Annotated in this window: 11 protein-coding genes; 6 read left to right on the top strand and 5 right to left on the bottom strand. The window is 70.4% G+C overall.

Translation table 11 applies throughout. The annotated features are described in order from the left end of the window. Positions 1 to 11: 11 nt before the first annotated feature. Complete coding sequence (locus CS062_RS07845) at positions 12 to 1,010, bottom strand: tripartite tricarboxylate transporter substrate binding protein (RefSeq protein WP_233217965.1); 999 nt, start codon at positions 1,008 to 1,010, stop codon at positions 12 to 14. 188 nt (positions 1,011 to 1,198) lie between these two features. On the opposite strand from CS062_RS07845, the gene CS062_RS07840 reads away from it, so the two are divergent. Next, positions 1,199 to 2,182 (top strand): LysR substrate-binding domain-containing protein, encoded by a 984-nt coding sequence (locus tag CS062_RS07840; protein WP_099860975.1) that lies wholly within the window; start codon positions 1,199 to 1,201, stop codon positions 2,180 to 2,182. Here the strand turns inward: CS062_RS07840 and CS062_RS07835 are convergent. The 3 genes from CS062_RS07835 to CS062_RS07825 all read right to left on the bottom strand — a co-directional run bounded on the left by CS062_RS07835 (position 2,134) and on the right by CS062_RS07825 (position 6,733). Continuing rightward, positions 2,134 to 3,216, bottom strand: coding sequence for a hypothetical protein (locus tag CS062_RS07835; RefSeq protein WP_143742278.1), 1,083 nt, complete (start codon positions 3,214 to 3,216; stop codon positions 2,134 to 2,136). The two genes, CS062_RS07840 and CS062_RS07835, sit on opposite strands and share 49 nt — an antisense overlap. Before the next feature lie 204 nt (positions 3,217 to 3,420). Continuing rightward, a complete protein-coding gene (locus tag CS062_RS07830) occupies positions 3,421 to 4,533 on the bottom strand; it encodes a PepSY-associated TM helix domain-containing protein (protein WP_199174197.1) in 1,113 nt (370 codons plus the stop codon). Between the two features lie 25 nt (positions 4,534 to 4,558). Then, positions 4,559 to 6,733 carry a TonB-dependent siderophore receptor gene (locus CS062_RS07825; RefSeq protein ID WP_099860971.1) on the bottom strand — a complete coding sequence of 725 codons (2,175 nt, stop codon included), beginning with the start codon at positions 6,731 to 6,733 and terminating at the stop codon, positions 4,559 to 4,561. 391 nt (positions 6,734 to 7,124) lie between these two features. On the opposite strand from CS062_RS07825, the gene CS062_RS07820 reads away from it, so the two are divergent. After that, positions 7,125 to 7,922, top strand: coding sequence for an isocitrate lyase/PEP mutase family protein (locus tag CS062_RS07820; protein ID WP_099860970.1), 798 nt, complete (start codon positions 7,125 to 7,127; stop codon positions 7,920 to 7,922). A gap of 76 nt (positions 7,923 to 7,998) precedes the next feature. After that, the gene (locus CS062_RS07815; RefSeq protein WP_099860968.1) at positions 7,999 to 8,997 is read left to right on the top strand and encodes an alpha/beta fold hydrolase; all 999 of its coding nucleotides are present in this window, start codon (positions 7,999 to 8,001) and stop codon (positions 8,995 to 8,997) included. A gap of 24 nt (positions 8,998 to 9,021) precedes the next feature. Here CS062_RS07815 and CS062_RS07810 read toward each other — a convergent pair whose 3' ends face one another. After that, positions 9,022 to 9,696 (bottom strand): NUDIX hydrolase, encoded by a 675-nt coding sequence (locus CS062_RS07810; protein WP_099860966.1) that lies wholly within the window; start codon positions 9,694 to 9,696, stop codon positions 9,022 to 9,024. A gap of 199 nt (positions 9,697 to 9,895) precedes the next feature. Here CS062_RS07810 and CS062_RS07805 point away from each other — a divergent pair, with 199 nt between their 5' ends. Genes CS062_RS07805 through CS062_RS07795 form a run of 3 tightly spaced genes read left to right on the top strand, consistent with a single transcriptional unit; the run spans position 9,896 to position 13,704 of the window. Next, positions 9,896 to 10,729 carry a cysteine hydrolase family protein gene (locus CS062_RS07805; protein WP_099860964.1) on the top strand — a complete coding sequence of 278 codons (834 nt, stop codon included), beginning with the start codon at positions 9,896 to 9,898 and terminating at the stop codon, positions 10,727 to 10,729. Between the two features lie 13 nt (positions 10,730 to 10,742). Beyond that, positions 10,743 to 11,978, top strand: coding sequence for a nicotinate phosphoribosyltransferase (gene pncB / locus CS062_RS07800; RefSeq protein WP_099860962.1), 1,236 nt, complete (start codon positions 10,743 to 10,745; stop codon positions 11,976 to 11,978). Positions 11,979 to 11,997: 19 nt separating this feature from the next. Further along, positions 11,998 to 13,704, top strand: coding sequence for an NAD+ synthase (locus CS062_RS07795; RefSeq protein WP_099860961.1), 1,707 nt, complete (start codon positions 11,998 to 12,000; stop codon positions 13,702 to 13,704). The last annotated feature ends 2 nt before the right edge of the window (positions 13,705 to 13,706 follow it).

The following is a 13,706-nucleotide window of genomic DNA, read 5'->3' as shown; positions in this document are numbered from 1 at the left end:
TCCGCTCACGCTCAGCCCTTGGCCAGCAGCTCGCGCAGCTTCAGCCGCTCGATCAGCTGCGTGTCCTTGCGGTAGGTCGCCTGGATGTATTTCTCGTAGTCGGGCTGGTCCAGGTACATCACCGGCGCGTCGATGCGGTCGCAGACTGCGACGAACTCGGGATCCGCGGCGGCCTTGCGGAAGGCGTCGCGCAGCCGGGTCACGATCGCCGGGTCCATGCCCTTCGGCGCGCCGATGCCGTTGGGCGCGTCGACGACCAGGTCATAGCCGGACTCCTTCAGCGTCGGAACCGTCGGGAAGTCCTTGGTGCGGGTCTCGCCCCAGGTCACGAGCAGGCGCAGCTTGCCGGACTTGACGTGCGGCGCCCAGGAGCTGGAGTCGGCCACCGCGTCCACCTGGCCGCCCAGCAGGTCCTGAAGCGCCGGCGCGCCGCCCTTGTAGGGAATGTGGTTGAGCTGGATGCCGGCGAGCAGGTTGAATTCCTCCATGCCGACATGGGTGGCGCCGCCGATGCCGGCGCTGCCGTAGGTGATCAGGCCGGGCTTGGCCTTCGCGGCGGCGACGAACTCGGCCAGCGTCTTCCACGGCGCGTCCGCGCGCACCGCCAGGCCGAAGGTCTGGCCGTTGACGCGGGCGAGGTAGGTGAGGTCCTTGAGCGGATCCAGCTGCACCGTGCGCAGCTGCGCGAAGCGGGTCACCGAGATCGGCACCTGGCCGATCGTGTAGCCATCGGGCTTGGCGGTCGACAGCACCTTGGTGCCCAGCATGCCGGACGCGCCGGCGCGGTTCTCGATGATGACGGTCTGGCCCAGCACCTTGGCCGCAGCCTGGCACAGGGCCCGCATCGTCACGTCGGCGGTGCCACCGGCGGGCCAGGGGCAGATGAAGGTGATGGCCCGTTCGGTGGGATAGGCGGCGGCGCGCGCGACACGCGGCAGCGACAGGGCGCTGGCGCCGAGGCCGGCGGCGCCGGCGAGCAGGACGCGGCGGCGGTCCATGCGGATGGTCATCTATGTCTCCTGGCTCGGGATCGAGGTCTGGCTCGGAATCGAAGGCGGCGGGCCTTGTCGCGTTGCGCCGTGCGATGGCGAAGCGAGGCCTCTTTGCGTCGCATTGTGGGCACCCGGTCCATGCGGCTCAATTGAAGAACTGGACAGGCTTCATGCCGGAAACGGCATGAAGCCTAAGATGCGCGGCCATGAGCCAGATCGATCGTGTCCTGCGTTCCAACCTCAAGCTGCGCCACCTGCAGATGCTGGTCGCGCTCGACCAGTTCCGGCACCTCGGCCGCGCGGCGGAGTTCCTGTCGCAGACGCAGCCGGCGGTGTCGAAGTCGCTGGCCGAGGTCGAGCGCATGTTCGGCCTGGCCTTGTTCACGCGCTCCACGCGCGGCACCGAGCCGACGCCATTCGGCGAGGCGGTGGTGCGTTTCGCGCGCTCGGTGCTGTCGGACTACGCCCGCACCCGCGACGAGATCGCCGCCGTGGCCAGCGGCGCGGCGGGACGGGTCAGCGTCGGCGCGATGGTGGTGGCGATGCCGGGCCTGGTGGCCGGCGCGGTCGAGCGGCTCAAGCGCCACTCGTCGCTGACCACGGTGCACCTGGAGGAGGGCGATCTGACGCGCCTGCTGCCGCGCCTGCGCGTGGGCGAACTCGACGTGATCGTCGCCCGGCTGGAGCCCGGCTATGCCGCGCCGGACCTGGCGACCGAGCCGCTGATGGAGGAGGCGATGCGCATCGTCGTGCGGCCCGACCATCCGCTGGCCGCCGGCCGCAAGCGGCGCGAGCCGCCCTGGGCCGAACTCGCCGGCATGCCGTGGGTGATGCCGCCGCCATGGGCCTCGTCGCGGATCAAGCTGAACCAGCTCTTCTACGCCCAGCGGCTGGATCCGCCGAGCGACATCATCGAGAGCGCGTCCTTCCTGGTCACCCTGACCTTCCTGCGCCAGCGTGGTGCGGCCGCCTTCGTCGCCGACAACGTGGCGCGCTACCTGGTCCGCGAGGGGCTGGCGAAGGCGCTGCCGATCGACGTGCCGATCGAGCTGCCGCCGGTGGGCCTGCTGACGCTGCGCAACCGGCGCGCGACGCCGGCGGCTGAGCAGTTCATGGCCTGCTGCCGCGAGGTCGCGGCGGCTCACCCGCCCAGGGCGGCATCGCGGAAGCTGTCCAGGGCCAGTTCGTAATTCATCTCGCCGAGCAGCGCGACCAGCCGGTCGCGATCGGCGTTCCAGCTGTCGACGACATGGCGCCAGGCCGGTGCGAGCGAGCGCGGCTCGGCCTCGTCGTCCGGGATCTCCGCCGCGATCGAGGCCGGCGGCAGGTCCGAGGGCAGCATCAGCCGGGAGGCGACGACGGGCCGGTCGGCATCCTCGTCATAGCGCGGGTCACCGGCGTCCGCGTCGATGCCCGGGTCGATGCGCCAGCGGCCGTCGGCCTGCACCGCGATCCGCGGGCGCAGCCAGGGCTCGTGGGCGCGCGGATTCAGCAGGTGGCAGCTGCGATGGCGGGCATCCACCACCAGCAGGCTGAGCACCGATCCGCGGCCGTTGGCGAGTTCCTCGACATAGTCCGGATGCTCCGGCGGGCCGTCGACGTCCAGCACGAAGTAGCGGTCGTCCAGCCATTCCCCGGAGCCGGCGATCGAGCAGCCGAAGGTCAGTTCCTGCGGGTAGGGCAGCAACCGGCCGTCCAACCAGAGCGCGGCGCCGTAGGGCGCCTCGAAGACGGCACCGTCCTGGGGGAACTCCGGCAGTTGGCCGTCCTCCCACCAGACGACGGCGCGATGCAGCCGCCCCGGCGCGTCGGCGATGCGGAAGCCGGCGGTGCGCCACTCGGGCCAGGAGGCCCAGACGCGGGACTCGACGCGCTCGTCCAGCCCCATCGCGCGCAGGTCGCGGCTGCTGGCGTGCTGCAACAGATGCTGTGCGAAGTGCCGCCACATCGCCGGACCGAGCGTCCGGGCGATCGGTTCGGCGTCGCGCAGCCAGTCGAGCAACAGCGGCACGATCGGCGCCTGTCGCGACCACAGCGCGTGCGCCGCCACCGACTGCGCCCAGCGGCGCTCCAGGGCCCGCAGGCCCCGTGTGTCGGGGCCGGCGGCCGGCGGCGGAGCAGGGCGGGAGGAGGACCCGGCGGGCCCGTCGGAGGCGGCCGGAGGTTCGGAGAGCCCCACCAGCGACGGCGGGACGGGGGAGGGCGGCAGGTGGTACAGCGGCATCAGGTCAGGCGCACCGGGATGGAGGAAGCGGTGTCGCGAGCGCTGGTGGGCAGATGGGATTCCTGGGGCAGGGCGCGCCCGTCGCCGTCCTGGGGGACGCCTGCCGATTCGTGCGGGGGCGGGTCTTGCCCGGGCGGGCCGCTGTCGGCAAAAGCTGCAGGCGGGGAGCGGGCGAGTGGGGCGGGCGAGGGCGGGCGCGCGCGCTCAGCGCCGGCGCCGCCACCACAGCCAGGTGCCGGTGACGCCCATGCCGAACAGCACGAGGCCGAGCAGGCCGGTGAGCACCCGGTGGGCGGGCCCGAACAGTTCGCCGGCGTGCAGGGGATAGATCCACGCGGTGGAGCGGCCGGCGAGGTCGAGTTCATCCCAGCGCTGACGCGCCAGGACATGGCCGTCGACCGGATGGGCCCAGACCGAGGACAGCCCGTTGGGATGCGGCTCGCCGGGCAGCTTGAAGCGGATGCGGATCGGGCGCGTGTCCACGGCCCCGAGCTGGACGAAGCCCACCCGGCCATCCGGCCAGGCGGCCTGGGCGTCGGCCACGATGGCGTCAAGCGGGCGGCGCTGGCCGTGGTCCGGGCCGACCTTGGGCGGTTTCGGCGCCGCTTCGCCGACCAGCGCGTTGATCCAGCCGCCGATCGGCCGATAGGCCATCCACGCGCCGCTGGCGACGGTCACCGCCAGGAGCAGGCCCAGCACCGCGCCGCCGAAGCGGTGCAGGTCGAACAGGCCGCGGGTGGTGCCCTTGTCGAGCTTGAGCTTGAAGGCGTGACGCCACTGCGCGGCGGTCGTCGGCCACCACAGGACCAGGCCGGTGACCAGCAGCGCGAGATAGGCCAGGGCGGTGAAGGCAAGCACCGCCTTGCCGGTGTCACCCAGCAGCAGCGCGCTGTGCAGCTCGAACACGAGGTTGGCGAGCCCCTCGGCCTCGCCGCGCCGGCCGAGCTCGGCCACGGTGACCGGGTCCAGGTAGAGCGTGCCTTCCCAGGCCGGGCCGCGCACCATCACGCGCAGCGACTCGCCGGGCTCGCGCGGCGGCCGGATCGTCATCGTCGACTTGGGGCCGAATTCCTCGGCGACCCGGCGGCGCAGCGTTTCCAGCGGCGTGGTCGACGCCTCCGCGGCAGGCGCGAGGCCCGACCCCGCCGCAGCCGCCGGCGGCGCGCGGAAGAGCTCCGGGTGCATCGCCTCGTCCAGCGGACGCAGCACCGTCATCAGCGCGCCCAGCAGCGCCGCCGCGGTGAGCAGCAGGCCGAGCGTCAGTCCGGTCCAGCGGTGCAGCCAGATCCAGACGCGGCGGGCGGTCATCAGCGCCATGGCTCGCTCGCTCCCAGGCCGGCGATCAGAAGTCGACCTTGGCGGTAATGCGCAGCGTGCGCGGCGCGCCGACGCCTAGCAGGCCGTTGCCGGCGGTGCTCCAGTAGTCCTTGTCGGTCGCGTTGTCGAGGTTGGCCTGCAGGTTGACCCGCTTGTCGAAGAGGCGCGTCTCGTAGCGCGCGCCCAGCGACAGCGTCTGGTAGCCGTCGACCCAGGCCTGGTTGCTGTTGTTCACCGCGCGCTTGCCGACGTGGTAGACGCCCGCGTTCAGCGACAGGCCCGGCACCGCCGGCAGCCGGTACTCGCCGAAGACGCCCAGCGTGTTCTTCGGCGTGTTCTCCGGGGTCTTGCCCAGTTCCAACGGGTTGCCGGTGCCGACCTTGGTGATCTCCGCGTCCAACACCACGCCGGAGACGACCAGCGCGAAGTCGCGGCCGATCTCGCCGCTGGCGGAGAACTCCAGGCCGCGGTAGCGGGTCTCGCCGCCGACCTGGTAGACGCGGTTGATGGTCGTGGCCAGCGGACGGTCCGTCTGGAACAGCGCCGTCTGCAGCAGCACCGCGCCCAGGCGGGCCTTCACGCCGAGTTCGTGCTGGCGGCTCACCGCCGGCGGCAGCACCTGGCCGAAGTTGTCGGTGTTCAGCGGCGCGGTGCCGGTCTCCTCCAGGCCGCGCAGCGCGCTGGCGTAGACGCTCAGGTCCTTCATCGGCTTCCACATCACCGAGACATTGGGCGTCACCTTGTCGGCGCGGTAGGTCGGCACCGGCGACGAGGGATTGCTCGCCTCGCTGCGGTACACCGTCTTGCGCAGCCCGGCCAGCAACTGCCACCGCTCGCCGAAGCTCATCCGGTCGAAGATGTACAGGCCACGGTCGTTGACCTCCGACGGGAAGCCGGTCTGCGTCAGCGTCGGGCTGACCGGCGCGATGTCGACCGGGTCGTACAGGTTCTGCGCGGCGCGCGCCGTCCCGTTGAACCAGCCGGCCGAGGCTCGCCGGTTGTAGGTCGCGCCGATCGTCAGCTCGTGGCCGATGCCGGCCGTGTCGAAGCGGCCGATCGCTTCGACGCGGTGGTTGGTGTTGGTGTACTCCTGGCCCTTGAGCACCGAGATGTTGGCGGTGCCGGCGCCGGTCTGGGTGTTGTAGTTGGTCAGCGTCGTGTAGTTGCGGTCGCGCTGGGTGTTGGCGCGGCCGGATTCGATGCTCAGCACCCAGTCGTCGCTGAGCGCGAAGTCGCCGCGCACCAGCAGGTTGGTCGCCTCGGCGTCGTAGCGGGCCCACTCGGGCGCGATGTTGGTCTTGTTGTCCGGCACCCGCGGCAGCGTGATCACGCCGTTGACCGCGGCCGGCAGCGTGATCGCGCCCTGCTCGCTGACGTTCTTGCGGTAATGCTCGACGTCCACCTTCAGGTTGGCCCAGGGGGTCGCGCGCCAGTCGTAGGCGACCGACACCAGCCCGCGGTCGCCCTTGTAGCGGTCGATGCCTGTGGCTTCCTTGCTGGTGACGGCGTTGAAGCGCAGGCCCATGCTGTCGTCGGCGCCGAAGCGGCGGCCGATGTCGACATGGGCCTTCATGCCGCCGTGGTCGTTGAAGGTGGTCGTCAGCGAGGTCACCGGCGTGGGGCCGGCCCGCTTGGTCACGAAGTTGACGATGCCCGACGGCGGCACCATGCCGTAGTACATCGACGACGCGCCCTTGAGCACCTCCACCTGTTCCTTGTTCTCGAGTGGGATGTCGATCAGGTTGACGATGGGCAGGTTGCCGTTGAGGCGGTAGTTGCCGCGGTTCTCGACGACGATGCCGCGGATCGACAGGTTGTCGTAGGTCGAGCCGCTGACCTGCGAGCGGGTCACGCCGGCGGTGTTCTTCAGCGCGTCGTACAGGCCCTGCGCGGCCTGCGCGTCGAGCAGGTCGCGCGACATGACGCTGTTGGTCAGCGGGACGTCCAGCGGATCCTGGTCGCGGAAGGCGCCGACCCGAACCGTCGTCGGCGCGAAGGTCTTCTTGCGCACGCCATTGACGGTGACCTCGTCCAGCAGCTTCGCCGGCGCCTGGCCCTCGACGGCCAGGCGGGCGTCGGGTGCCTTCGCGTCGGTCGCCGCGGACTGCGCGCCGGCCGCGAACGGGGCCAGCAGCGCGAGGACGGACAGGGAGATCAGGGACAGGCGCGGCGAGGCGCCGCGGGACGCGGTGGACGACATGACGTGGACCGGGGGACCGGAGATCAGGGATTCAGGGGAGGCGGGCCGGGGAGGCCGCGGGCGCGGCGAAGGGCCGCGCTTGCTCAAGCGAACGCGATACGTTATCAAATGCGAATGGTTCGCAACATTGGGGTTGCGGGAATTCGTGCGCAGGACGCGCGCGTACCCCCCGATCGCGCGGAATCGCCCCCAAAACCGTGGCGGGCGCGCCACCCTTTTTGCGGTCTCCGGGGGCGGTCGGCCCGGACGAAGCGGCAGCGAGGGCGACCGGGAGGGCGCCGGGTGGAGGTTGGTAGACGTCCGATTCCTGCCAGACGGCGGCAGGGGCCCGACCTAGGATGCGCCGTGCTTCCCTCCGAAGCTCCCCTCATCCCTTCACGAGGCTTCCAAGATGACCACCGCATCCCCCACCGCCGCCGACAAGTCCGCCGCCCTGTTCGCGTTGCATCAGCGTCCGGGTCCATTCGTCATCGCCAACGCCTGGGACATCGCCTCGGCGCGGATGCTGGAGGCGGCGGGCTTCCCCGCGCTGGCGACCTCGAGCGCGGCGGCGGCCGAGGCCATCGGCCGGCGTGACGGCCAACTGACCCGGGACGAGACCCTGGCCCACATCCGGCTGCTGGCCGGCGCGACGTCGCTGCCGCTGAGCGCCGACCTGGGCAACGGCTTCGGGCACCGTCCCGAGGATTGCGCATTGACGATCCGCCTGGCGGCGGAGGCGGGCGCGGTCGGCGGGTCGATCGAGGATGCGTCCAGCGAGGGCGGCGCGCCGATCCTGGACTTCGACCTGGCCGTCGAGCGCGTCGCCGCCGCGGTCGAGGCGGCGCGCGCACTGCCGGTGCCTTTCCTGGTCACGGCGCGCTCGGAGAACTTCCTGCATGGCGTGAACGACCTGGAGGACACGATCCGGCGCCTGCAAGCCTTCGAGCGTGCTGGCGCCGACGTGCTGTTCGCGCCGCTGCTGCCGGACCTGGCCGCGGTCCGCCGGGTCTGCGCCTCGGTGTCCAGGCCGGTGAACTTCATGGCTGGCATCCCGGGACGCTCGTTCAGCGTGCGCGAACTGGGCGAGGCCGGCGTCAAGCGGGTGAGCCTGGCGATGTCGCTGTTCCGGCATGCGATGAAGGCCGCGCGACTGGCCGCCGAGGAGATCCGCGACCACGGCACCTTCGGATATCTCGATCCGCGTTGAAGCCGGGGCGCCGGGCGGAGGGAACGACACTTGCTCGCTTCGGCGCGCCCCGTTCCCCTGTCATTGGAGTTCCCCGATGAAGATGCTTCTCGCCGCCGCCCTCGCGGCGCTCTCCCTCGCCACGTCGGTGCAGGCCGCCCCCAGCTACGGCGCCCGGCTGGAGGGCTTCGAGTACCCCTACCCGCTGCAGCGCTTCAAGCTGAACTCGCAGCGCCAGGCGCTGGAGATGGCCTACATGGATGTCGCGCCGACCGCGCCGCCCAATGGCCGGACCGCGGTGCTGCTGCATGGCAAGAACTTCTGCGGCGCGACCTGGCAGGAGACGATCGCGGTGCTCGCAGGCGCCGGCTACCGTGTCGTGGTGCCGGACCAGATCGGCTTCTGCGCGTCGACCAAGCCGGTCGGCTACCAGTTCAGCTTCAACCAGCTCGCCGCCAACACGCAGGCGCTGTTGCAGTCGCTCGGCATCGCCAGGGCGACGGTGATCGGCCATTCGATGGGCGGCATGCTCGCGATGCGCTACGCGTTGCAATACCCGGCGCAGGTCGAGCAACTCGTCGCCCTCAATCCGCTGGGGCTGGAGGACTGGCAGGCGGCCGGGGTGCCGTACGCGACCATCGACCAACTGCATGCGCAGGAACTGAAGACCACGGCCGAGACCATCAAGGCCTACCAGCTGCGCTTCTATTACAACGGCCAGTGGAAGCCGGCCTACGACCGCTGGGTCGAGATGGCCGCCGGCCTGTATGCCGGCCCGGGACGCGACCTCGTCGCCTGGAACCAGGCCCAGACCTCCGAGATGATCTTCACCCAGCCGGTGGTGCATGAGTTGCCCCATCTGCAGGTGCGGACGCTGTTGATGATCGGCGGCAAGGACCGCACCGCGCCGGGCGCCAACCGCGCGCCCAAGGCGATTGCCGAGCAGCTGGGCGACTACGCGACGCTCGGCCGCACGACCGCGAAGATGATTCCCGGCGCCGCGCTGGTCGAGTTCCCGGCGCTGGGGCACTCGCCGCAGGTCGAGTCGCCCAAGGAATTCCATGAGGCCCTGCTGAAGGGGCTCGCCGCCCGCTGACGATGCGGCGGCGCCTTCTGGCGCTCAGCCGACCGGCAGGTTGCTGGTCGCCGTCTTCAAGGCCGGCGCGTGGGCCTTCTTGCGGTAGAGCTGTGCCGGCCGGTGGCTGCCGCCGCTGGTGAAGGCGCCGGGGATCTCCTCGATGACATCGAGCTCCTCGATGCGGCGGCGGAACCCGCGCTTGTCGAGCGTCGCGCCGAGCACCTGCTCATAGGTGCGTTGCAATGCGCCGAGCGTGAACTCGGCCGGCATCAGGTGCACTGGCAGCGAGGAGTACAGCGTCTTCGATCGCACGCGTTCGACGGCGGTGCGTAGGATCTGCGCATGGTCGAAGGGCAACGAGCGCAGGCCATCGACCGGCGCCCAGCGGAAGCGCTCCCCCGCCGGCTCGCCCACCGGTTCGGGCACCACCGCGTAGTAGCTCACCGACAGCGACCATCCGCGCGAATCGCGATGCATGCCGGAGAAGGTCCTGAGCTGCTCCAGGTAAGGAGAGACCAGGCCCGCCTTGTCTCGCAGGATGCGGGCGGCGGCCTCGTCGGCGTCCTGGTCCTGGTCGGTGTGAACCCAGCCACCGGGCAGCGTCCAGGCGCCGAGCGCCGGCGCCTTGTCGCGCCGAGTCAGTCCGGCGTGCAGATGACTGTCGCGCAAGGTCAGCAGGACGATGTCGACGGTGACGATGGGGCGTTCGAAGTCCACGGCTCGATGCTTAGTGCGAAACGGCACGAATTATGGACGGACTCATCCGCAGACGTCAAACCGTTCCCTGGAACACTGGAAATATATGGATACAAATCCAGGACTCCGATCGGACGATTCAAAAGGCTTGTTAGTGCTATTGAGCACGAAGTCGGTTATGCTGTCGCCACGACATCACGAAGACCGAAACGGAGTGCTCATGGACCGCCAAGCCCAACTGCTCATCGTCGATCCGCAGAACGACTTCTGCGACATCCCTGGCGCCGCGCTGCCGGTGACCGGCGCCGATGCGGACATGAAGCGCCTGGCCGCGCTGGTGGACCAGGCCGGCGGTGCGATCGGCGACATCGTCGTGACGCTGGACTCGCACCCGGTCTACGCGATCGAGCGGCCGGCCTTCTGGCAGCGGCCGGGCGAGGATGGTGCACCCCAGCCGGTGGCGCCGTTCACCCAGATCCGCGCGGCCGATGTGCGCGAGGGCCGCTACACGCCGCGCGATCCGGCGCTGCGGGACGCGGTGCTGCGCTACCTCGACGCGCTCGAGGCCAGTCCGAGGAAGTACGTGCTGATGGTGTGGCCGACGCACTGCGTCGTCGGCAGCTGGGGCCACAACCTCCACGGCGAGTTGGCCGAGGCGCTGGGCCGCTGGGAGGCGACCCGCCTGCGCACGGTGGAGAAGGTGCTGAAGGGCCTGAACCCGATGACGGAGCAATACAGCGCGGTGCGCGCCGAGGTGCCGGTCGACGGCGACCCGCGCACCCAGACGAATCAGGCGCTGGTCGACCGCATCGTCGATTTCCCCGGCCTGAGCTTCATCGCCGGCGAAGCCAGCAGCCACTGCGTCGCGGCGACGGCGGAAGACCTCTTCGCGGCGATGACGCCCGAGCGGCTCGCGCGCGTCGTGCTGATCGAGGATGCGATGAGCGCGGTCGGCGGCTTCGAGGCGGGCGCCTCGGCCTTCGTCGAGCGCGCCCGCGTGCTGGGCGTGCGGACGATGACGGCAGCGCAGGCGCTCGGCCTGCTGTCGGCCTGAGCGGGGTGGCCTCATGGACGACGCACCCGTCATCCGCTCCCTGCTGGAGACCGACCTCTACAAGTTCACGATGTGGCAGACGCTGCTGCACGCGTTTCCGGCCAACGACGCCGAATACCGCTTCGTCTGCCGCAATGTCCCGGCCTTCCCGCTGAGCGAGCTCTGCGAGGCGGTCAACCGGGAACTCGACCACCTTTGCACGCTGGGCTTCAGCGACGAGGAACTCACCTACCTCGGCGGCCTGCGCTTCATGAAGGCCGATTTCATCGACTTCCTGCGCATCTTCCGTTTCCAGCGGCGTTTCATCGAGGCGCGGCCGGGCGAGGGCGCCGAGGCCGGGCAGCTGGTCATCGTCGCCAAGGGGCCGCAGGTCCATGTGATGGGCTTCGAGATCTTCGTGCTGGCGATCGTCAACGAGCTCTACTTCCGCCGCCTGTGCGCGGGCCGCGAGCCCGAGGTGCTGGCCGAGGGCCGCGCCCGGCTGGCCGTGAAGGCGGCCCGCTTCCGGGACTACGCGGCGGCCGTGCCGGCGACCCTGGGCGCCGACGCCCATCCCTTCGAGTGCTTCGACTTCGGCCTGCGACGCCGCTTCTCCGGCGCCTGGCACGACGAGGTCGTGGCCACCCTCAAGCGCGAGATTCCGCAGGTCTTCAAGGGCACCTCCAACGTGGCACTGGCGCGGCGTCACGGCCTGGTCCCGATCGGCACGATGGCCCACGAGTACCTGCAGACCTGGCAGGCGGTCGGCGTGCAGCTGCGGTTGTCGCAGCGGGCCGCGCTGGAAGGCTGGGTGCAGGAGTTCCGCGGCGACCTGGGCATCGCGCTGACCGACGTGATCGGCATGGATGCGTTCCTGGCTGATTTCGATCTCTACTTCGCCAAGCTCTTCGATGGTCTGCGTCATGACTCGGGCGATCCGGTCGCCTGGGGCGAGAAGGCGCTCGCGCATTACGCGGCGCTGCGGATCGACGCACGGACCAAGCGGCTGGTGTTCAGCGACGGTCTCGACGTCGACGAGGCGCTCCGCCTGCACACCCACTTCGCCGGGCGCGTGCCGGTCGGATTCGGCATCGGTACGCACTTGAGCAACGACCTCGGTCCGAAGCCGCTGAACATCGTCATGAAGCTGGTGCGCTGCAATGATCAGCCGGTCGCCAAGCTGTCCGATGCGCCGGGCAAGACGCTGTGCGACGACCAGACCTTCCTCAACTACCTGCGGCAGGTGTTTCGGGTACCGACCGCCGGATGACGCCAAAGGAAGAGACCGCATGCTCAAGATCACCCTGGCCCAGATCAACCCGACGATCGGCGACCTCGAGGGCAACCTGGCGCTGCACCTGGACGCGGCCCGCCGCGCCCGGCACGACGGCGCCGATCTGGTCGTCTTCCCGGAGTTGTCGCTGACCGGCTACTACCCGGCGGATCTGCTCGACGACGAGGACTTCCGCGAACGCCTTGGCCATGCGATGAAGGCGCTGCTGGCCGCCACGCGCGAGGTGGGATCGCTGCATTGGGTCGTCGGCGTCCCGACCCGCAATCCCGGCCCCGGCAAGGCGTTCCGCAATTCGCTGCTGGTGATCCGCGACGGCGAGGTGCTGCTGGACTATCACAAGCAGCTGCTGCCCACCTACAACGTCTTCGACGAACGGCGGCACTTCGAGCCGGGGCCGGACGTCGCCCGCGTGCTGCGCATCGCTGGCGCGCAGGTCGGCTTCATGATCTGCGAGGACGGCTGGAACGACGATGGCAAGGACTACACCGTCAATCCGTTCCAGCGCCTGGCGGACGCGGCGCCCGACCTGATCGTCTCGATCAACGCCAGCCCCAGCCATGTCGGCAAGCGCGAGCTGCGCCATGAAGTCTTCCGCGCCGCCTGCTGGCGGCATCGCCTGCCGCTGGTCTTCGTCAACCAGATCGGCGGACACGACCAGCTGGTCTACGACGGCGCCTCCTTCGCCATCGAACCGGAGCCGGGCGTCGTCTTCGAGGCCCGGCGTTTCGAGGAGGAGGTGGTGACCCTGGGCTTCGAGATCGACCGCGGCCACTTCGCATCGCTGGACGGCAGCGCGCTGCCGCCCGCCGCCGCCGGGTTGGACACGATGAGCTTCTATCGCCGGCAGATCGTGCTGGGACTGCGGGACTATGCGCGGCGCTGCGGCTTCGAACGTGTCGTCGTCGGCGCCTCCGGCGGCATCGACTCGGCGCTGACGCTGGCCCTGGCCGTCGAAGCCCTTGGGACCGACCGGGTCCTGGCCATCACGATGCCGTCGCGCTTCTCGTCGAGCGGCAGCGTCGACGATTCGAAGGCGCTGTGCGACCGGCTCGGCATCCCGCTCGAGGTCTGCCCGATCGAGGACATCGTCCGCCAGGTCGGCGAGACGATGGCCGGCAGCACGCTGGCGCTGCGACCATCCGGCCTGGCGCTGGAGAACCTGCAGGCACGGGTGCGCGGCATGCTGCTGATGACCGTGTCCAATGCGCGCGGCCACCTGCTGCTGACCACCGGCAACAAGAGCGAGATCGCCGTCGGCTACTGCACGCTCTATGGCGACACCAATGGCGGCCTCGGCCTGATCGGCGACCTCTACAAGACGGAGGTCTTCGCGCTCTGCCGTCATCTCAACCACGTCGCCGGACGGGAGCTCATTCCCGCCGCCATCCTCGACAAGCCGCCGAGCGCCGAGCTGGCGCCGGGCCAGCGCGACACCGACAGCCTGCCGCCCTACGAGCTGCTGGACGAGGTGCTGAAGCTGCTGGTCGAGGGCGAGCGGCTGGCCGCGGACGAGCGCGTCGCGGCCGAGGCGGCCGTTGCGGCACTGCGCGGGAGCGACGAAGGTCAGGCGCTGATCGCGCGGATCAAGGGCATGATCGCGCGCAACGAATACAAGCGCCGCCAGGCGCCGCCGATCGTGCGGCTGCGCGCCCGGGCCTTCGGCAGCGGCCGGCAGTTGCCGATCGCGGCGCGGCACCATTGAAC

Source organism: Roseateles chitinivorans (assembly GCF_002761755.1).
GTDB lineage: Bacteria > Pseudomonadota > Gammaproteobacteria > Burkholderiales > Burkholderiaceae_C > Roseateles > Roseateles chitinivorans.
This window is presented reverse-complemented; position numbering and strand designations above follow the sequence as displayed.